Here is a 19,140-nt window from a genome sequence, read left to right on the forward strand (position 1 = left end):
TGACGCACCGGATAAATACCACCTGAACAGGTACAACACCGTGTCAGCCGACATGTCAGCCGGGTGTCAGGGCAGCGTCAGGACCGGCGCTCAGAGTTATCGGCATGACGAAGAACAGCACCTCCTCGAACAGCCCGATCTGGACCGGCATGGTGCCGGTGGACGATACGGCGCTCGCCGTCACCGACACCGGTGGCTCCGGTATCCCGGTGATCTACTGCAACGGACAGTTCGCCACGCAGGGGTATTGGAAGCGGGTCATCGGCGAACTCGGGACCGGCTTCCGGCACATCACTTTCGACGAGCGGGCTCGCGGTAGGAAGTCGAAGACGTCGGCGGATTACTCCTTCGAGTCCGCGGTCCGCGACGTCGACGCCGTGCTCGACGCTCGCGGTGTGGATCGGGCGCTGGTGGTGGGCTGGTCCTACGGGGCGTTCGTCGGGGCCCACTGGGCAAGCCGGAATCCGCGACGCGCGCTGGGCGCGGTCCTGGTCGACGGCGCGCAGCCCTTCGACTGGCTCGACGACGCCATGGAGCAGCGAATCCGCACGTTGTTCAAGCGACTCCGCTGGGTGACGCCGCTGCTGCGCCCGACCGGCCTGACACCGCGCATGTCCGCCGCCCAGCAGGCCGAATGCAATATCGAGCTCGGCAAGATCTCTCGTGCGGCCGATCTGGGACCGGTGCTGGACAATCTCGAGGTGCCGGCGCGGTACGTGGTCGCCTCGGGGTCGTCGTTGGGCAGCAAGGGTGACGAGCAGGAAATCATCCGCGCCAGCCTCGAGGCGGTGTGCGCCCGCAATCCGCGTATCCGCATCAGCGCGAAGGTCGCCAGCAATCACGACCACATCCTGCGCAAGGACTTCGGCGCCATCGCCCAGGCCGTGCACGAGACCGTGGCGGCCGGTGCGCCTGCGGTTCGGTGAACCGACGGGCTCGACCCGACCACACACGACACCCCAATCACTCTTCACCACAACATATTTCAAGGAGTATCACCATGTCCGTCACCCTGACCGACCAGGACAAGGCCACCGTCCGGACCGCCGCTTACGGCGCCGTATCCCTGATGGCCGCCGCCGATGCGGCCGGCTCACCGCACAAGACCGCTACCGAGGGCACGCTGGCCCTGTCCTCGGCGACCGGCTTCGTCGGCCACGTGCTCGCGGCGAAGTCCACGGACATCCGGCTGCGGGGCAGGACCGTCGCCCAACTCGCCGACCAGGTGCTGCCCGCTCTGACCGCGGCCATGAGCCTGCTCCAGCAGCGGGACCCGGCCGAGGCGAACAACTTCCGTGGCACCGTGATCGTCGCCATCGACGCGGCGGCCCGGACGCACCAGGGCGCGCCCAGTCCGGCCTCGGCCGAGATGGCTCGCAAGATCACCGCAGCGCTCGACGCCGCGTGACGGGGTCATGACTACTTCGATGAGCAGGGTGACGCGATGGGTCGAGCAAAATGCCCATCCGCTGGCCGGCGCCGGGCCGGAGGATCCGCTCGACGATGTGGCACCGCCGTACAAGATGATAGGCGCGGCAACCGTTGTCGCATTGGGCGCGGCGACGCGGGACGCGCATGAGCTGTCCGTCGTCGCACATCGGAGGGTGCGCCATCTGGTGGAGCACCAGGGATTTCGCAGCCTCGTGCTCGAGGGGGACGATGCGGCCAGCACGGCGATCGACGAGTACGTGCGCACCGGGTCCACGGCACCACCGCGTACACCTTCCCCTCTCCCGCAGCGGATTTCGCCGAGGTGACGCTCGGCGCCCCGGATATCGCCGCCTTTGCGCTGGATCTGCGATCGCCGCACCGAACGAGGTGCGAACCCGGCTGGATGGTCCGGCGAAGACTCGCCGATCGAGCGGGTCGCACCGATCAGCGGTCGGTGAGCCGACCGCCCGCGGCGCGCCACTGCACCAGTCCGCCGCTCATGTTCACGGCGTCGAAGCCGTTGTCCACCAGCAGATTCGCTGCGCCGGCCGAGCGGAGGCCGCCGGTGCAGAACGCGATGAGCAGACGATCGTCGGGGAATTCCGGACAGCGTTCGAGCAGCACCTCGAGGGGTGCGTGGACGGCGCCCGGAATATGGACCCGATTCCACTCGAAGTGGCGTCGCACGTCGACGACCAGTGCGCCGTCCTCGACGAGCGCGATCGCCTCGGCCGCGGTGACGGCGGGTGGTCTGCGCAGATAGTGCCGGATGCTCATCGCGGTGCGCGCCTCCTGTCGAGCGTGGACCGCGTGCCGATCGCGACCTCACAACCTTCAGTTTAGCTGAAGGTTAGTCCAGCGTGGACATCACCCGCACCATGTGGACTCGCAACGCCTCCGCCAGATCCGGGTTCCGCTCGGTGAACTCCGCATCGAGCCGCGCCACCACGTCCGCCGCCCGGACCAGCAGCGCCTCCCCCTCGGCCGTGACCCGCAGCGTCGACGCCGCCCCGGCCTGAGCGGTGCCGTCGTCGACGAGGCCGGCCTCGACGAATCGCGCGACCGCGGTGTGCGCGCTCTGCACCGTGATCCGGGAACGTCGGGCGAGCTCGCTGAACGAGATACCGGGCAGGCCGCGAATATGCCCCAGCAGTCCGTATTTGCGGGTCGTCAAACCCAGCGGCCGCAGGGCGTCGGCGAACGCCGCCTCCCACACCCGGCTCACGGTGAGCAGTGTGATCATGGGACTGAACGGGGGCGTCTCGGACATGGAGGCAGGCTACCGACGCGCGTCGCGGCCCTGGACGGTTCGTGGCGCGATGGGCTCGCCGCCAGCGGCTGGCAGACCGCGGCCAGACCCGGAGATCAACTCCGGGTCGAACTGGAGGTCACCGACGTCCGCCGGTCGAAATCCCGCAACCCGATCCATGGTGCCGACTGCGACACCGATGGAGGTGCGACACCGATGGAGGTGCGACGCGGCCGGATGGGCGCACAACACCCGGCCGTTCTTCGCGCGAACCTCGGTGCCGACGGGGGAAGACCCGAAACACGGCGAGGTGTGCACGACCGATTCGGCTCCAACACCGCGAATCGACCTGTGGTCGTGCGTAGTTCGCTGTCAATCGCGGATATCGAACCCGCCGGACCTCAGACAGGCAGTGAAGGAGTCCCATTCGCCGGGGGTGAACAGCAGAGCGGGGCCGGTGCGGTCCTTCGAGTCGCGAACGGCGACTGCGGCATCGCCGAGGTGAGCGATCTCCACGCAGTCGCTGCCGTCGCTGCCGCGCGCCAGTCCGCAAGGGCTGCGATGCTAGTTACCGGCATACTCATTGGCGATTCTTCGGATCATCCTCTTGGTGTCGTCCTCGCTCGATGACAACGCCCGAAGCTCGTCCAAAGCACTCTGATACGAGCTGACCACGGTGTCGTTCTCAACGAACAGCCCGCCGTTGAAGCTCTCGGTATAGATCATCGGTGCCTCCGGCAGGCGACCGGAGTTCAGTGGCGGAAACTCGAGCAGCACAAACGACTGGAGCACCAGGCCCGGATGCGTACCGACATCGAACGGAATTGCTCGGATAGACACATTGGGCAGGCTCGCGGCCTCCACAAGGTGAAGCAACTGTTCGAGCATGACGTCACGTCCACCGGCCTGATGCCGAAATACCGACTCCGACAACAGCACTTCCAGGGTGAAGCCTGGTTCGGACAGTTTGCGCTTGCGACCAGCGACGATCTCGACGTGCTGTTCGACCTCCGACCTGGACAACGTTGGATCCGAGGTCTCGACTATCCATCGGCGATAACCACGGGTCTGCAGCAGACCGGGCACCAACGTGAGTTTGTAGGTCGCTATCTTCGAGCATGCCTGTTCGAGACTCATGAAGTGATTGAAGTTCGGGTTTACGACATCAGAGAAGGCCCGCCACCAGAAGTTGGAATCATCTCCTCGCGCCGCCTTTATCTCTTGAAGTAGGCCCTGCACCTCAGCTTTGGCCTCGGTATCGGCGGCGTAGAAGTCCAACAGCTCTCGAAATTGCGCCCGGCTGATGCGAACGGGACGCCCTTCCTCCAGGCGACCGATCCCCTGTTTCGATACGTCGATCGCCAATCCAGCGGCGAGCTGACTCTTCTGCGCCGCTGCCCGCAATTCGCGCATTCGGCGGCCGAGCGCCCGCCGGGGAAGGGTGGTCCCACCTGCCATAGTTAGCCTCCCTATCGAGTGCGGTCCAGTACGGACCTATCTGTGCTGGACCGCCCCATACTGGACGCCCGGCGATCTGCCGAAACGAGCCGAATTTCGCGGTCCGTACGTGTGTTCTTGGTGTGTACTGAATGCACCCCGATGACCGGGAAGACCCGGAACACACAGCCGCACAATCATTCTCGGCACAGCGAGCGGCAGCGGTCCGGGACACCACCGCATAGCACTGACGCGACACGCGTGGTGGCTCTCAGCAGCCTCGGTCATCGGGCCGACCACACAGCGAAGGTTCGAAACGATGACGAATACGGAAGTAGCACAACTGGATACAGCGGAATCAGATACGAGAACATCCCCACACAGCGATTTCACGATCGTAGCACCGCCCAGCGTGTGTGGATACGCCGAAATCGAACTGGCGCACGAACAGATGCGGCGCCATCGCGGCTGCCGGATTCACGCGTGCGCGTGGAAGGCGGCGGCATATCAGACCCTGGTCCGCGCGGGGCGGCTCGCGCCGCAGTCGACGACACCCCGGCAGCGGGCCGCCCAGCGCGCCATCAGCTTCCCCGCCCTCCCGGCTGAGCCGCCTACCGATTCGGCGCCCACACCACAGACCCTGCGCGACGTGCTCGACCGGCTCTCCGACCTGGCCTTACCGAATCACGAACCGAGCCGGACACCGCGCCACTCGCCGTGAGCGAGTTCCGCACCGAGGCGGGCGGCTGGCAGGCGATCTGGCGGCGACATCGTCAGCGAATACGAATCCTTCTGGTACGCGACATATCCCATACGGAACCAATCCTGACGGCGGCCGCGGCCACCGCACCCGATCTGGCGGATATGCGCGATCGGCTACCGGAGCTGTCGCCGCTGTGGGATGCGATTCGGCACGAATACTGGGCCGGCCTGCGCCACGGTCAACTCACCGGCGAATCGGCGGGCCCGTCCGGTCCGCCCCACATCACCCCATCCCACGACCGATCACCGAAAGGCGTTGTATGACAGAGGACGACTCGGCCGACCGGATCCGCCCGCTCGGCGATCGGGCCGCTCGCGCGGGTTACCGGCTGATGCGCGATCCCGCCCGCCCGGACACCTGGATACTGCTCGACGCGGCGAGCGGTGAACCCGTCCACTCGGAGTCTTCCCTCGATCGGATCGAAGAATGGCTGAACGAGTGAACGGGCAGGAGCGCCCGCTATCCGGAGTTCACGGGCGTGGGTGGTCGCCGTTTCGCACCTCGGCGATGGTGCGGGTGATCATATCCCGCACCTGTGCGGTCATCCGGGAAGAATCGGTCGGCTTGATCCGGATGACACGGTCGCCGAAGCTCGCGTACCTGCCGTCGTCGATGAAGTCGATGATCTGGAAATCCTTGCGTCCCTTGGTATGCCGATTATCCGGACTGCCCCACGGATACGCGGCGATATGGAAGGTCGCACTGGTCGGACGGTTGAGGAACCGGGACAGCTGCTCCTTCGGGCCGACCACCCAGGGATCGCGCACGTGCGGGATGGGGGCATCCAGATCCTCGATCGGGACCGACAGCGGTTTTCCCTGTCCCGCAGCACAATCGGGAAGTGCGGCGATCACCGCCCCGGCGACCCGATCGGCAGCCAGATACGACAGGCGCACCGGGCCGCCGACGGTGTCCTCCGGCCCCGGATCCTGCACCGCGATCGCGCCTTCGCGGTCGTTCACGGCCGCGTGGATGCGGATCTTGTGCTCACGGCGCGGACCACGAAACCCGGCGATCTCGATCCGGACCTCCGGAGCGAGCATGACCTCCACCGCCCGTTCGAGATCCGGATCCACCTGTGGGAGCAGGGTTTCGGCGACCCGCTTGCGGGTCCGCTCCACATCCGAGACGGTGGCCTCGTCGACGAAACGGTGTGCCAGCGGATACGGCAGCACATCCCGTCCGGTGCAGTCCCAGAGCACGCGGAACTGGGTGGCGTCGAAGCGCCACTGCCTGCCATTGTTCATCGACCCGAACCCCTACCCACAGCCGCCGCTACTCACCGATGACCGGAGGTACGGTCTTCGGGAGCGCCGGGATACCCGTCAACTCGTCGCCGTTCTCCTGATTGATCAGGTAGTCCGCGACACTCTTGGTGCGCTCTTCTTCCTTCTCGCCCTTACCGCGACCCGCGCCGCCACCCATACCGGGCATACCGCTCGCCCCGGCACGGCTCGCGGCCGAACCGGCGCGCCCGGCGGACGCGGCATTCGGTGTGGCCGCCAACGGAACACTGGCGCCGGCGCCCGGCGCGCTCGATCCGCTCGAGCCACCGAGGCCGCCGCCCGCGCCGCCCGGCACGGACGAACCACTGCCCGATCCGAGCGAATTCGGATCGACCCCAGCGGCGTTCGTGGCCGCCGAGGGATCGGTCTTCGCCTGATCACTCGGATTCTGCGAACCGTTCTGATTCTCGGACGGGTTGTTCGATTGCGGGTTCTGCGAATTCGGGTTCTGATCCTGATTCGGGTTGTTCGGCCCGTTCTGGTCACCGCCCGGCACCGGCTGGCCCGGATTCTTTCCGCCGGGAGGCCAGGTCGTCGACGGCGGCGGCTGATCGCCCGGCCCCGGCTGGTGCTGATTCGGCTTCGGAATGACCGGCACGCCGGTGTCGCTCTCGTGAACGACCGGGGCGTAGACGGTGGTGAGGACCCGCTTGGCCTCGGCGTAGGCGTTGTCGTACGCCGTGACGTCGTCACGCCAGCCGCGCCCGGTCACCAGGCTGAACGCGTTGTTCACCCCCGAACGATGGCTCGGCACATGCGGCACAAGCGCTTTGGTCGGCGCCAGGCCGGTCGCCAGTTCGGACAGCTTGTTACTGGTGAGCGCGGCGGCCTTGGCGACCTTCGACGCTTGCGTGGTGTAGTCGGTGACCGACTGCGCCGCGGCGTTGCGCGCCTCGCCGCGCCAGACATTCTCGTTGGTGACCTTGGACCACGCCTGCTGATAGGTCGTCAGCGACGTCGTCTCCTGGGTGCCGATCTTGTCCCAGGCGTCCTTCAGATTGGTCACCGACTCCAGATTGATCTGGTCGACCTTCGTGCGCAACGCGGCGAGATCGTGCTTCTCGAAATTGTCGGTATCGACCACGGAAGGCTTGCGGAAGTCGCCGTCGAATCCGATCGCCCGCGCCTTACCCCGGACATCGTCGCGGGTGTGGTTGTAATCGGTTTGCAGGTCACCCGCATTCGAGACACGGTTGGTATCCCTGTCCTGCGTGAGATTTGTCAGCAAGCGTCCGGCCAAGCTGCCGAGTTGATCACTCAGAAACGCCATCACTACCTACCCGAGTTGATCTGGCCGGCGGCATCCACATCCTGGCCGGTGAGATGTTTGATGGATTGGACCATGACCTCGCGCATGTTCCTGACTACTTCCGCGTGTTCCTTGATGACCGCGTCGATCGAATTCGGCTCACCAGTGCCCTGCTTCTGGAATGCGCCTTCGAGGGCGTGACCCATGTCGAAGTCACCAAAGCCGGATACACGCTTGGTCAGCTCCACTACGGTCAGAATGTCCTGTAGGTCGGTGAGGCGCTTATCACAGGCCGTGAGGCACTCGCGAGCTACGGCTTCATTATCGAGATACAACGCGCCCGCGCGAGCCTGTTCCGCGTATCGCTTCCATTGATCGGACTCTGAACTCATCTCGACGTCATCCCCTCCCAGTCACAATCAGCTCGGCAATACCGGAACTATCTGTTCACCAACACTATTCAGCGAATGGCACGGATCCCCGGAGTTATCCAAGGCCAGGCTCCCGATCACTGTCAGCTCGATGGCTCCTTGACCGCTCGGGAAAACGACATCACAAGTCAGATCCTTCGTCGCCCCGTCAACGCGAAATTGCTGCCCTGCTCTTCCAGCGATTGTTACGCCTTGGACGTCTACGTTGCCTTCCTTGCCAGTGACCTCTTGGACCGAGTGGTTACCGGAGAGCACAGCGAGCGTGTACTGCTTGCCCTTCCAGTTACAGATCTCCCACCCGCTCTGGTGCACGCCGGCGATCCCGCTCTGCTTCGTCGACGGGTCCACCCCGGCCCGCCGCAGGACGTCATCGGGGATCTGGGTGCAGGGGTCCCACAGGGTGGCGGTCGCGGCACTCGTCGCGGGATCGGCCGAGCTGTTCCCATCCCCGCTGTTACAGGCCGCCAGCACCGGCACGACGGCCGCGAGCAGGACTATCGCAAGACGGCGAGCCACCATCCGCCCCCCTTCGGTTCGATCGTGGTACACCTGGTCAGCCGACTTTATCAAACCGGCTCCGGCGGCAGCGACCGCAAGTCGGGGCCCGCTCGGACCGCCGGCGGGGGAGCGACCGGCAGCTCGGGCGGCATCGGCGGCGAGTGGCCGATTCGTCCGGATGATCCAGTCCCCGTGCGCATTCCGCCGTCCCGCGTCCCTCGCGGGCGCGCGATCGAGACGCGCACCCGATCACCACTCGGCGCATCCGCTCGTGCCCTTGTTAACGAATCATGAGGGAAGCCCTATTGTGAACAATAGTGTTCGTAGAACTTGGGAGTACGCGATGAAAGTTCTGACCGGCCGGAAATGCCTGATCACCGGCGCGGCCAGCGGAATCGGGCGGGCCACCGCGCTGGCGGCCGCTGCCCAGGGGATGCGGCTGGTCCTGACCGATATCGACGCCGCGGGCCTGGCCGATACGGCAGCACTGGTCCAGGCCGCGGGCGGCACGGTGCTGAACACCCGCACCCTCGACGTCTCCGACTACGAGTCCGTCACCGCATGGGCCGATCAGGTGCACGACGAGCACGGCAGCCTCGACGTGGTCATGAATATCGCCGGTATCGCCGCCTGGGGCACGGTGGAGAATCTCGAGCATCGGCATTGGAAGTCGATGGTCGACGTCAATCTGATGGGCCCGATCCACATCATCGAGAACTTCGTGCCGCCCATGGTGCGCGCCGGACGCGGCGGACATCTGGTCAACGTCTCCTCGGCCGCCGGACTCCTCGCACTGCCCTGGCACGCGGCCTACAGCGCATCGAAATTCGGCCTGCGCGGCGTCTCGGAGGTACTGCGCTTCGATCTGGAGCGGCACGACATCGGCGTGAGCCTCGTGGTGCCCGGTGCGGTCCGGACGCCGCTGGTCGGGACGGTCCAGATCGTCGGGGTCGATCGCGAGGATCCGCGCGTGCAACGGATCGTGAAGCTGTTCGAGGGATATGCGGTCACCCCGGAGAAGGTCGCCGACCGGATCATCGCGGGGGTGCGGCGCAATCGCTATCTGGTGCACACCTCGCCCGATATCCGGATCGGCTACTGGTTCGCGCGAAAATTCGCCTGGCCGTACGAGATGGTCGCGCGATTCGCCAACCGCCGATTCGACACACTGCTGCCCGCGAGTTCGCCGGCCACTCAGTAAGGGGTCACACAGACCACGAAATGCCGTTCGCTGTAGACGAATCCGCGATCACCGCTCGAACAGCTGTTGACATCGGCGGTGCCGTGCTTGACCTCGACGACCCGCACCCGTCCCGGAACAGCGACCGCGCAGTCGACCGGCTTCGGGCTGCCGTCGGCGACGTTCATGCAGGCGCCGGTGACCCAGTTGTAGTCCAGGCACAGTGTGTCGGTGGCGCCCCCGGGCAGCGTCTCGGCGACGGACTTGTCCGCGTCGCCCGGGCAGTGCGCGCCGTCGGCGACCTTGGTGGTGACCCGGTAGCGCGAATCCTTGCTCTCACAGCTGGACTTCTGTACCGGAGCGCCGCCGTCGGGCGCCGGGGCGACGAGTCCCGCGACACAGTCGCCCACCGCCACCGGCTCGGCCGGATGCTTCTCGTCGGCGCCCTTGTTCAGCACCAGCGGCTCCTCCGGATGGGCGGAGGTGGCGGCCGCGCTGGGCGATGCCGCCGGGGTCTCGGCGGCCACCGGCACCGCGCTGGTGGACCTGACCACTTGCGTTGCCGCGGTGTGTGTCTCATCCGAGCCGTGCCGGTTCGCGGTGAACGACAACGCCGCCGCGATCAGGCATGCCGCCGACAACGCGGCAGCGATTACGAAACCCGTGAGAGTGACACCGGCCTGAACACGTCGGCGCGACACGTACCCGTCCTCCAGAGTGGTAACACTTCGAACCACCCGGAACGATGATCGAAGAACACTTGCGATTAGCAGCCCGCTTTGCAGCCCTCGGAAATGCATACACCATCCGAGCGGTCCCGTCGAGGCAGCGGGCTGGCAAATAGAAATCTTTCATTTTCACTCAACCGCTTGATTACAATTGCGCAACAATACCTTTCACGGGGTTCCGGAATTTCCAAGTCTGGCAATTAGCGTTCGACGCGATATTGTCACCTTCCGTCCGGACCGCTCGGCCGGAAGTTCTCGTGAGAAGGAATCTCGAATGAAGTTCGGCACGTTCGCCGTAACCTCGATCCTGGCAGCGGCCGCGGTCGGGATCAGTGCGGGAACCGTGAATGCCAGTCCATCGGCCGCCCCGCCGGCCGCCGCCAAAGAGATCACCGCATCCGGAGTCGAACAGGGAGTCGGCTATCACGCTGTACTCAGCGACTTTTCGCGGGTGCTGACCACGGTCGTCGATCATGGACGATTCGAAGTCAACCACGACGCCACCGCCGTCGACCTGAAGTCCGACAACGGCACCTCCCTCGTCACGGTGCCGCTGGCGTACAAGGTCAAGGGCACGACGGTGCACGTCGCGCAGCACATCAGCGAGGACGGCCACAAGGTCGTGCTCGAACCCAAGGCCACGGCCACCGAGATCGGTGAGATGCAGCCGATCAACTCGATGGCCCGGCTGACCAACGAAATCAATCAGAACGTCGTCGGCATGGTGATCGGCGGCGTACTCGGCGGCCTCATCGGCACCGTGCTGGGCATGGGCTTCCTGAGCATCGTCACCGGGCCGATCGGCTTGGTCATCGGCGCCATCGCCGGTGGCTACGCCATGGGCGGCCAGCCGTTCATGGACGCGGTCAACGCGGTCGTCAGCGGACAGCCCTGATCGTCACCGGTGTCGTGGGGCGAACCGCGCCGCCCCGCGACACCGGGTACGGGTTTTTCGGACATCGGGGCTTACTGCTTGCACCACCGGCGAATTCGTGGCTCAATCCGAAGAATGGCCGGCGAACCGCACAGATGGGTCACGACAGCCGAGACCGATACGGTCGTGCTGCGAGATCTTGCTTCCGGACGTGCGGTGGAGATCGTGCGGCCCGATGAGCAGGAGCTGCCGGAGCCGCTGCTGCGCGAGGTCGAGACGCTGGTCTTCGACTGGGCCAATCTGCTCACCCAGTACGACGCCTGGTCGGATATCCACGCCCTGTACCGGCGTGAGCCCGATACCGTCTTCCGCGCGCTGAGCTGGCTGCTGGCACTGTGGGCGGTGGTCGGCGAGACCCGGGTCGGCAAACCCGCCGATGCCATCATTCGCGATCTCGACTATCGCGGGGGCTGGCGGGAGATACACAGCGCCGAGGACGAACGTATCTGGACCGGACTGACGCAGCGGGTACGGCTGGGTGGCATCGCGGCCCTCACCGAGGACCCGCGCGCACTGCGCGCCTATTACGACGCCTGGACGGAATCCGCCGACATCGGCCCGATGCTGTTGCAGCACACTCTGATTCACCTGGACGCACTGAGCCAGGACATGGACCGGGCGGGAATCCGGGCACGTGGACTCGCCGCCGGGCTACTCGATCACACCGAACCCGATCCGGGGCCGCGGCGGCGGCTGTGTTTCCGGCCGTCGCGGCCCGACGATCCGGACGGGTTACGCGACCTCGGCTGAGGCCGGATCGGCCCCGGGGTGCAGGCGACGGAACCTACTGCCGTGGAACACCAGCGGTTCGTGCTCCGAGCGCGTCGCCAGGCGCGTGATCCGCACCAGGACGACCTGATGATCACCGGCCGACACCTGAGCGTGCACGGAGCCCTCCAGCCACGCGGCGGCGCCCCCGACGAAGATCGAATCGCCTGCTCCACGGCTCAATTCGACATCACGGAAGCGATCACCGTCGCGGCTGCTCATCTTCTGAGCGGCCACGTCCTGATGCGCGCTGAGCAGACTCAGGCCGAGCCGCCGGGCGCCGACGAGTGTGGGCCAGGTGGTCGAGCTGTTCTGTACACAGAACGAGACGAGCGGCGGATCGAGGGAAACCGGTACGAAGGTACTCACCACGAGGCCGGCCGGTGCGCCGTCGGCTTCGGCGCACACCGCGACCACGCCGCTGGGGAAATGCGCGAAGGCGCGGCGTAAACCGGCGCTGTCGGAGGGTATTTCGATCAGTTCAGACATGAGTTACCACTTCTCGGCGAACGTCGCGGGTCAGATGACCCCGTGCAGCGGGGGTGCGGTGCCGTTCAGCACCGCGCGTCCGATGTGCTGGTACTTCCAGCGCACCGGATCGTGCAGGGTGTGGGTGCGGGCGTTGCGCCAGAACCGATCGAGATTCAGATCGGCTGCCGCACTGCGGGTCCCACTCACCTCGAACAGAGCGCTCGACACCTCGTTCGCGGCCCGGTCCGCGGTGATCTTCGCGGTCGCGACGGCGACCGAGGACGCGGCCACGAGTTCGGCGGCCTCCTCCGGCTCCAGCGAGCCGGAACTCGTCAGCGCGACACTGTGATCCACCGCCCGTGCCGCCACCTCGAAGGTGGCCTCGGCCGCGGACACCTCGACCACGAGCTCTCCGATGCGCTGAATCACCAAGGGATCCTCGCTCGCCCGCTCGACCCCGGCCTCGAACCACGGCCGGCTGCGAGTGCGCACGAAATCGGCCGCCGCGTCCAGTGCGCCCCGCGCGATCCCCACATCGATCGCCACGTGCAACAACTGGGCGAAGGAACCGAATCCGGTCGGCGCGCGCACCGCCGCGTCGCGGGCGATCAACTGGTCCCCCGCGACCCGCACCGCGTCCAGCGTGACCGTACCGCTGCCCGTGGTGCGCTGGCCGATCCCGTTCCAGTCGTCGACGATGGTCACGCCCGCGGTGTCGGCGGGCAGGAAGGCGATGTACTCACCGGGTTCCAGGCCGCTGCGCCGGGCCGGATCGTCCAGGCGGGTCAGCACGGCGAGCACATCGGCGAACAACGAACCCGTGCAATAGTATTTGGCGCCGTCGATCCGGAAGCCGTCGTCGTCCGGCCGCAGCGTGGTGCCGACCTCGGCCACGGTGGCGCCGCTCCGCTCCGATTGCGCATTCGCGATCCGCGCGCCCGCCAGCACCCGTCCGAAATAGCGCTCCCGCTGGGCGCGAGTTCCCGCCAGCCGCAACAGATTCAGATAGACGAAATGACTGTGCGGTATCTGCGCGATATTCGGATCCGCCACCGCCAGCAACCGGAACACCTCGGCGACCTCACTCGGCGGCAGATCCGCGCCACCGAATTCCGCCGGCACCGACACGGCGAGCAAACCGCTGGCCGAGAGCCGATCCAATTCGTCGTAGGGCAGTTCGCGGGCACTGTCGCGGCGGGCCGCGGTCAGCGCGAATTCCGCGGCCAGCGCGGCCGCCGTCTCGCGCGCCTGGGCCACCGAGGTGATCCGCCCGGCGGCGACGGCAGTCATCGACTCGCCGCCAATTCGGGTTCGCGCTGTGCCTCCAACTCCCGGACCAGCGGCAGCACCTTCCGACCGAAGTACTCGATCTCCTCCTGGAAGTGCAGGAAACCACCGAGGATCAGATCCACCCCCAGATCGCGGTAGGCCACGATGCGCTCGGCGATCTGCTCCGGAGTTCCGATCAGCTGGGTGCGGAAGCCGTCGTTGTACTGGACCAGATCCTCGTAGGTGGAATCGGCCCACATCCCCTTACCGTCCTTGGTGGCGGAACCGGCCTGCTGCACGGCATCCCGGAACCCCTCGACGGCGGGCCTGTTGGCCTTCTCGATGATTTCGCGGAGAGTATCGCGGGCTTCTTTCTCCGTGTCGCGGGCGATGATGAATCCGTTCAGGCCGAATTTCACCTCGCGATTGTTCGCCCGCGCGACGGCCCGCACATCGTCGATCTGCTCGACGACGCCGTCGAAATCCTTGCCGTTGGAGAAGTACCAATCGGAGAACTTGCCCCCGTTGCGGCGGGCCGCACTGGAGTTACCGCCTTGGAACAGTTCGGGATTCGGGCGCTCCGGGGTATTCAGCGGCTTGGGCTTGAGAGTGAAGTCGCGTATGCGATAGAAATCTCCGGCGAAGTTCACGTTGTCCTCGGTCCAGATCTTGCGGATCACCTCGAGGAATTCGGCGCTACGACGGTAGCGCTCGTCGTGTTCGAGCCACGGCTCGCCCAGAGCCTGGAATTCGCCGGCGAACCAGCCGGAGACGACATTGATGGCGAAGCGGCCATTGGAGAGGTGGTCGGCGGTGGCGCCGAATTTCGCCAGCACGGCCGGATGCCACAGCCCCGGGTGGATGGCAGCGATCACCTTCAGGCGCTCGGTCGCGCCGAGCAGCGCCAGGCTGAACGAGGTCGATTCGTGCTGGAATTCGGCACCGTAGGAGGCGGTGTAGCGGACCTGGGACAGCGCGTAGTCGAAACCGTTGCGCTCCGCGGTCTGGGCGAGCTTCTTGTTGTACTCGAAATCCCAGCTGGTGCGCTGTTCGATAGCACTGGTGACCAGGCCGCCGCTGACATTGGGGACCCAGTAGGCGAACTGCGTCTGCTCGGCGATCTTCTCCGTTGTCATCGGCTCTCCAAGGGTGCGGTGGGGACGGGTGCGGTCTGAGCGCCGGATGCGGCAACCAGGCATCCGGCGCTCAGACCAGCTCAGCACCGAGGTCCTGCGGCGACGAGGATTTGAATCCGCAGGAACAAATCGCCGGTGCGGGTTTACACCGCCGCCGGTTCGTAGGTGGAACGTTCGAAGCGGCCGGCCGGCTGGAAACGCGAGACCAGTTCGTCGGCGTTCTCGCCGGTGATGGCCTCGAGCAGGCCGTCGGCATCGGCCAAGGAGTTGATCTCCAGGAGCGGCTGCGGCTTGTGCAGGGTGCTGACCAACGTCGACGCGACTCGCTGATCGACAGCCGCGGCGGCGAAGAACTTGCCGCCGATCTCGGCGAATTCCGGATCGCTCAGGAACAGGCGGGTCACCTTGTTGGCGGCATCCGAGCGCGCGGCCAGGAAATCGTTGTACTGCTCGGTGATCCAATCGGCGTCGAAGGCGCCCTCGTGCGCGGCCGCCGCGGCCACCAGCCGCTGTGCCTGGATAAGGCCGCTCTGCGCGCCCTGCCCGGCGATCGGATCGTAGGCGACCGCGGTGTCACCGAGCGCCGCCACCGGATGGCCGCTCGCGGTGACCCCCACGCCCCGGCGCACCACCGGACGCACCGCGCCCTTGAGCCAGGAATGCGGATCCTCCTCGATGACCTGCGCGGACTGCACCTCCGGCAGATCCCAGTCGATGTAGTCGCGGTACAGATCCTTGGCGATCTGCAGCGCCGACGCCGCCGAATCGGCCTTGGCGAACCGCTCGTCCCAATCACTGCCCGGACGGGCCCAGGCCAGGAACGCCCAGGTCGGACCGGCGTCCTTGTGCAGGTACGGGCCCCACCACGCCTCGCCCTGATCGGCGAAGATGGAGAACAGGCTGTGCGCGCCGCCCTCGGTGGAACGGTGCGCGAAAACCTCGGGGCCGTAACCCAACCCCTTGACCGTGACGGTCAGCAGATGGCGCTGCGGCGCGTCGTAGACCGAACGCTCCTCGTCGATCGGGAACAGCTCCGACAACCCGCCCTTACCGGTGGCGACCAGTGTCAGATCGTTCTCCCCGGCGATGCGGTCCAAGCTGTCGGTGTCCACCCGGTCCACCACGAACGTGCCACCCTGCTCGAGGAAGGTGGTCAGGCGCTCGTCGGCTTTGAGGCGGGTGTCGACGGCGAGGCCGACGAAACCGTCGAAGAAGCCGTCGAAGCCGATCAGCTCCGGACGCTCCCGGCCCGGACCCGCGATCCGCACACTCAGACCGGTGTGGTTCGGCGCCCGATCGGCGTACGTGTCGAGCCCCAGGGCGGATTCGGCGGCCTGCGCCTCACCGAAGACCAGGGCCGTGCCGGTGGCGGGCACGTCATCGCGCAGGCTCTTCTGATCACGGTCGCTGTAGATGGTGACGTCGAAGCCGGCGCGCTGGAGTCCCAGAGCGGCGGTGACACCGGCGATACCGGCTCCGACTATGGCTGCGGTGCGTTTCGAATTCTGTTTCGTCATAACGAAATACTGCGCCGGTCAGCGGCTTTCGTTGACAGTTGCGATCACCGGGAATCGATGTCGGCGCGCCGCCGCGCTCAGCTCGCTCCCACCGCGGAATCCGGCCGGACCTGTTCGTCCGGCAGCACCGTCGAGCCGGGTCCACCCAGGCGGTAGCGGGCGCCGCGATGCTCGTCGGGCAACCGGTCGCCCGCGCCGAACAGCGCGTTGCGCAGTGTGCCGGGCACGTACTCGCGTGGATAGGCACCGCGCTCGGTCAGCACCGGAATCACGTGTTCGACAATGTCTTCGAAGGTGCCCGGCGTAATCGCGTAGGCCAGGTTGTAGCCGTCGATATCGGTATCGTCAACCCACTCCTGCAGCCGATCGGCCACGGTCTCGCCGGACCCGACGAAAACCGGTCCCATACCGCCGATTCCGGCCCAGGCGGCGATATCGCGCACCGTCCACTCCCGGCCGTCGTCGTCGAATTCCTGGAAGGCGGCCACCGCGGAGCGGATCGCGTTGCTGTTCACCTCGCCGATCGGATCGTCGAGGTCGTAGCGAGACAGATCGATACCCATCCAGCCCGACATGAAGACCAGCCCGCCCTCGACGCTGGCGTAGGACCGGTACTCGTCGTACTTGGCCCGTGCCGCCTCGTCGGTGGCGTCGGTGATGATCGTCGCCAGCGCGTAGACGCGGGCGGAGTGACGATCACGCCCCGCGGCCTCGAGTGCCTCGCGCACTCGCGACACCGTCTGCGCCAGTACTCGCTTCGAGGGCGCCGCGACGAAGATGGCCTCGGCGTTCTCGGCCGCGAAGGCGATACCGCGCGGGGAGGCCCCGGCCTGGTAGATCACCGGAGTGCGCTGCGGTGAGGGCTCCGACAGATGGATGCCCGGCACGGTGAAATGCTTGCCGTGGTGCCCGATGTGACGCACCTTCGCCGGATCGACGTAGATGCCCTGTTCCCGGTCGCGTACCACCGCGTCGTCGGCCCACGAACCCTCCCAGAGCTTGTACAGCACCTCGAGGTATTCGTCGGCGTGGTTGTAGCGCTCGTCGTGGTCGAGATGTTCGGATTCGCCCATATTCGCCGCGGCCGAGGGCAGATACCCGGTGACCACGTTCCAGCCCAGCCGTCCGTTGGTCAGATGGTCCAGTGTCGACAACCGGCGCGCGAACGGGAAGGGATGTTCGAATCCGGTACCCGTGGTGATGCCGAAGCCGAGATGTTCGGTGACCGCCGCCATCGCCGAGACCAGCAGCAGCGGATCGGCGACCGGTACCTGGGCGCCCTGGCGCAGCGCCGCGATGTCGTTGCCGCCGTACACGTCGTAGACGCCGAGGACGTCGGCGATGAAGATGCCGTCGAATCGGCCGCGCTCCAGCAGCTTCGCGAGTTCGGTCCAGTAGCCGATCTCGGTGTATCGATGCGACTGATCGCGCGGATGACGCCACAGTCCCGGGGACTGGTGGGCCACGCAGTTCATGTCGAAGGCGTTGAACCGGATCCGCCGGGTCATCGCCGCACCTGCCCGTCGCGGCTGCCCGCGCTCCACGCGAACGGCAGGTCGGCGCCGTTGAGCAGATGGTCACCGATCGAACGGGCCTTCTGGATCGCCGGATTGTGGACCGAGATCGTGCGGGCGTTGCGCCAGTGCCGGTCCAGGCGCAGATCCTCGGAGGTGATCGAGGCCCCGCCGACCTCGAACAGCTCGGTGGTGGCGGACAGCACCGTATCGATCACACCGAGTTGTGCTCGGGCCGCGGCCAATTCGACCGCATCCAGGGCGGCCTCGTCCTGAGCTCCCGCGTCGAGCACCCCGTCCAGCAGGTCCGCGACGGCCAGCACGCTGGCGCGCGCGCCGAAGGAGGCGGCCGACAGCTTGCCGATCACCTGCTGCACCAGCGGATCGTGGCGCGGCAGATCGGCGACGGAATGGGTGTAGCTGCGGGTGCGGTCGGCGACCCAGGCCCGCACATCGGATTCGGCGCGCTGCGCGATTCCGGCGAGCACCGCGAGCTGGACCAGCTGCAGATACGAGGTCGCGTAGGTACGGCCGGCCTCACCGTAGCCGGGGCCGAGCACCCGGTCCGCGGGCACGCGCACATCGTTGAATTCGGTGGTGCCGCTGGCGGTCAGGCGCTGTCCGAAACCGCCCCAGTCGTCGCTGCGGCGCACACCGTCAGCGGTGGCGTCCACCAGGACCGACACCCGATCGCCGTCGCGATCGGCGGCGACGAGCACGTAGTCGGCGTAGAGCGTGCCGGTGCTGTAGTACTTGGTGCCGTTGAGCAGCCACTCACCGGCATCGCCCGGCGTCAGCGTGGTCCGGTAGCGATCGACGGCGCCGACGCCCGGCTCGGTGATCGCATTTCCCACCAGCACACCGGATCCGGCCGCACGCAGCCAGTGCTCGCGCGCGGGGCCGGGCTCGGCGAGCAGCTGATCCTCGACGAAGGAGAAGTGCACCCGAAGCGCCTGGGGCAGATTGGATTCCGCCGCGGCCAGATCGATCAGCAGCCGGAACAGCTGCCGCACGCTGACCCCGAAGCCACCGTATTCGGCCGGGACCCGCAGTGCCCCGAAGCCGGCCCGGCGAAGCCACTCGACCTCGTCGTAGGCCAGGCGCCGATCGATCTCCCGTTCCACGGCACCGGCCGCGATGCGGTCGAATACCGGTCCGAAGATGTCGTCGAGATCGCGGTCGGAGATCTGCTGCGGTGCTGAGGAGGCCATACCCCGACGATGACCCGCCGCCGCGATTCGCTCACCCGTTACGCGCAGCGGGAACATAATTCGAGGTC

General features: G+C 66.6%; 23 protein-coding genes. 8 read left to right on the forward strand and 15 right to left on the reverse strand.

What is annotated here, in order from left to right; genetic code table 11:
• The first annotated feature begins 104 nt into the window (after nucleotides 1-104).
• The 3 genes from LKD76_RS30840 to LKD76_RS30850 all read left to right on the forward strand — a co-directional run bounded on the left by LKD76_RS30840 (nucleotide 105) and on the right by LKD76_RS30850 (nucleotide 1,757).
• Nucleotides 105-926 (forward strand): alpha/beta fold hydrolase, encoded by an 822-nt coding sequence (locus LKD76_RS30840; RefSeq protein ID WP_227984943.1) that lies wholly within the window; start codon nucleotides 105-107, stop codon nucleotides 924-926.
• Nucleotides 927-1,000: 74 nt separating this feature from the next.
• Entirely contained in the window at nucleotides 1,001-1,408 is a 408-nt protein-coding gene (locus LKD76_RS30845) for a hypothetical protein (protein ID WP_227984944.1), read from the forward strand.
• A gap of 19 nt (nucleotides 1,409-1,427) precedes the next feature.
• The gene (locus LKD76_RS30850; RefSeq protein WP_227984945.1) at nucleotides 1,428-1,757 is read left to right on the forward strand and encodes a TraB/GumN family protein; all 330 of its coding nucleotides are present in this window, start codon (nucleotides 1,428-1,430) and stop codon (nucleotides 1,755-1,757) included.
• A 118-nt stretch (nucleotides 1,758-1,875) separates the two neighbouring features.
• Here the strand turns inward: LKD76_RS30850 and LKD76_RS30855 are convergent, their stop codons facing one another.
• From LKD76_RS30855 to LKD76_RS30870, 4 genes are all read right to left on the reverse strand, one after another.
• Nucleotides 1,876-2,208 carry a rhodanese-like domain-containing protein gene (locus LKD76_RS30855; protein ID WP_227984946.1) on the reverse strand — a complete coding sequence of 111 codons (333 nt, stop codon included), beginning with the start codon at nucleotides 2,206-2,208 and terminating at the stop codon, nucleotides 1,876-1,878.
• Between the two features lie 73 nt (nucleotides 2,209-2,281).
• Complete coding sequence (locus LKD76_RS30860) at nucleotides 2,282-2,701, reverse strand: MarR family winged helix-turn-helix transcriptional regulator (protein WP_227984947.1); 420 nt, start codon at nucleotides 2,699-2,701, stop codon at nucleotides 2,282-2,284.
• 351 nt (nucleotides 2,702-3,052) lie between these two features.
• Nucleotides 3,053-3,226, reverse strand: coding sequence for a DUF397 domain-containing protein (locus LKD76_RS30865; RefSeq protein WP_227985492.1), 174 nt, complete (start codon nucleotides 3,224-3,226; stop codon nucleotides 3,053-3,055).
• Between the two features lie 18 nt (nucleotides 3,227-3,244).
• The gene (locus LKD76_RS30870) at nucleotides 3,245-4,138 is read right to left on the reverse strand and encodes a helix-turn-helix domain-containing protein (protein WP_227984948.1); all 894 of its coding nucleotides are present in this window, start codon (nucleotides 4,136-4,138) and stop codon (nucleotides 3,245-3,247) included.
• Nucleotides 4,139-4,529: 391 nt separating this feature from the next.
• On the opposite strand from LKD76_RS30870, the gene LKD76_RS30875 reads away from it, so the two are divergent.
• Together LKD76_RS30875 and LKD76_RS30880 are read left to right on the forward strand one after the other, a co-directional pair.
• The gene (locus LKD76_RS30875; RefSeq protein ID WP_227984949.1) at nucleotides 4,530-4,838 is read left to right on the forward strand and encodes a hypothetical protein; all 309 of its coding nucleotides are present in this window, start codon (nucleotides 4,530-4,532) and stop codon (nucleotides 4,836-4,838) included.
• A 301-nt stretch (nucleotides 4,839-5,139) separates the two neighbouring features.
• Nucleotides 5,140-5,322 carry a hypothetical protein gene (locus tag LKD76_RS30880; protein WP_227984950.1) on the forward strand — a complete coding sequence of 61 codons (183 nt, stop codon included), beginning with the start codon at nucleotides 5,140-5,142 and terminating at the stop codon, nucleotides 5,320-5,322.
• Between the two features lie 28 nt (nucleotides 5,323-5,350).
• Here the strand turns inward: LKD76_RS30880 and LKD76_RS30885 are convergent, their stop codons facing one another.
• Genes LKD76_RS30885 through LKD76_RS30900 form a run of 4 tightly spaced genes read right to left on the reverse strand, consistent with a single transcriptional unit; the run spans nucleotide 5,351 to nucleotide 8,365 of the window.
• A complete protein-coding gene (locus LKD76_RS30885; RefSeq protein WP_227984951.1) occupies nucleotides 5,351-6,127 on the reverse strand; it encodes an ESX secretion-associated protein EspG in 777 nt (258 codons plus the stop codon).
• Nucleotides 6,128-6,155: 28 nt separating this feature from the next.
• Entirely contained in the window at nucleotides 6,156-7,436 is a 1,281-nt protein-coding gene (locus LKD76_RS30890) for a hypothetical protein (RefSeq protein ID WP_227984952.1), read from the reverse strand.
• Nucleotides 7,437-7,438: 2 nt separating this feature from the next.
• Nucleotides 7,439-7,807, reverse strand: coding sequence for a hypothetical protein (locus LKD76_RS30895; RefSeq protein WP_227984953.1), 369 nt, complete (start codon nucleotides 7,805-7,807; stop codon nucleotides 7,439-7,441).
• Nucleotides 7,808-7,834: 27 nt separating this feature from the next.
• Entirely contained in the window at nucleotides 7,835-8,365 is a 531-nt protein-coding gene (locus tag LKD76_RS30900) for a DUF3558 domain-containing protein (protein ID WP_227984954.1), read from the reverse strand.
• A 322-nt stretch (nucleotides 8,366-8,687) separates the two neighbouring features.
• Here LKD76_RS30900 and LKD76_RS30905 point away from each other — a divergent pair, with 322 nt between their 5' ends.
• Nucleotides 8,688-9,545 carry an SDR family oxidoreductase gene (locus LKD76_RS30905; RefSeq protein WP_227984955.1) on the forward strand — a complete coding sequence of 286 codons (858 nt, stop codon included), beginning with the start codon at nucleotides 8,688-8,690 and terminating at the stop codon, nucleotides 9,543-9,545.
• Here LKD76_RS30905 and LKD76_RS30910 read toward each other — a convergent pair.
• Nucleotides 9,539-10,225, reverse strand: coding sequence for an LppU/SCO3897 family protein (locus LKD76_RS30910; protein WP_227984956.1), 687 nt, complete (start codon nucleotides 10,223-10,225; stop codon nucleotides 9,539-9,541). The genes LKD76_RS30905 and LKD76_RS30910 overlap by 7 nt on opposite strands.
• 301 nt (nucleotides 10,226-10,526) lie before the next feature.
• Between LKD76_RS30910 and LKD76_RS30915 the strand changes: the two genes are divergently transcribed.
• A complete protein-coding gene (locus LKD76_RS30915; RefSeq protein WP_227984957.1) occupies nucleotides 10,527-11,147 on the forward strand; it encodes a DUF8020 domain-containing protein in 621 nt (206 codons plus the stop codon).
• A 114-nt stretch (nucleotides 11,148-11,261) separates the two neighbouring features.
• The gene (locus tag LKD76_RS30920; protein WP_227984958.1) at nucleotides 11,262-11,936 is read left to right on the forward strand and encodes a hypothetical protein; all 675 of its coding nucleotides are present in this window, start codon (nucleotides 11,262-11,264) and stop codon (nucleotides 11,934-11,936) included.
• On the opposite strand, the gene LKD76_RS30925 is transcribed toward LKD76_RS30920, so the two are convergent.
• The 6 genes from LKD76_RS30925 to LKD76_RS30950 all read right to left on the reverse strand — a co-directional run bounded on the left by LKD76_RS30925 (nucleotide 11,919) and on the right by LKD76_RS30950 (nucleotide 19,072).
• A complete protein-coding gene (locus LKD76_RS30925) occupies nucleotides 11,919-12,443 on the reverse strand; it encodes a flavin reductase family protein (protein ID WP_227984959.1) in 525 nt (174 codons plus the stop codon). The genes LKD76_RS30920 and LKD76_RS30925 overlap by 18 nt on opposite strands.
• Before the next feature lie 30 nt (nucleotides 12,444-12,473).
• The gene (locus tag LKD76_RS30930) at nucleotides 12,474-13,715 is read right to left on the reverse strand and encodes an SfnB family sulfur acquisition oxidoreductase (protein ID WP_227984960.1); all 1,242 of its coding nucleotides are present in this window, start codon (nucleotides 13,713-13,715) and stop codon (nucleotides 12,474-12,476) included.
• A complete protein-coding gene (gene sfnG, locus LKD76_RS30935) occupies nucleotides 13,712-14,830 on the reverse strand; it encodes a dimethylsulfone monooxygenase SfnG (RefSeq protein WP_227984961.1) in 1,119 nt (372 codons plus the stop codon). The genes LKD76_RS30930 and sfnG overlap by 4 nt, the downstream gene beginning before the upstream one ends.
• Before the next feature lie 143 nt (nucleotides 14,831-14,973).
• Entirely contained in the window at nucleotides 14,974-16,347 is a 1,374-nt protein-coding gene (locus tag LKD76_RS30940) for a styrene monooxygenase/indole monooxygenase family protein (protein ID WP_227984962.1), read from the reverse strand.
• Between the two features lie 77 nt (nucleotides 16,348-16,424).
• Nucleotides 16,425-17,855 carry an LLM class flavin-dependent oxidoreductase gene (locus LKD76_RS30945; RefSeq protein WP_227984963.1) on the reverse strand — a complete coding sequence of 477 codons (1,431 nt, stop codon included), beginning with the start codon at nucleotides 17,853-17,855 and terminating at the stop codon, nucleotides 16,425-16,427.
• Complete coding sequence (locus LKD76_RS30950; RefSeq protein ID WP_227984964.1) at nucleotides 17,852-19,072, reverse strand: acyl-CoA dehydrogenase family protein; 1,221 nt, start codon at nucleotides 19,070-19,072, stop codon at nucleotides 17,852-17,854. The genes LKD76_RS30945 and LKD76_RS30950 overlap by 4 nt, the downstream gene beginning before the upstream one ends.
• Nucleotides 19,073-19,140 lie beyond the last annotated feature (68 nt).

This window comes from Nocardia spumae (genome assembly GCF_020733635.1).
Lineage (GTDB): Bacteria > Actinomycetota > Actinomycetes > Mycobacteriales > Mycobacteriaceae > Nocardia > Nocardia spumae.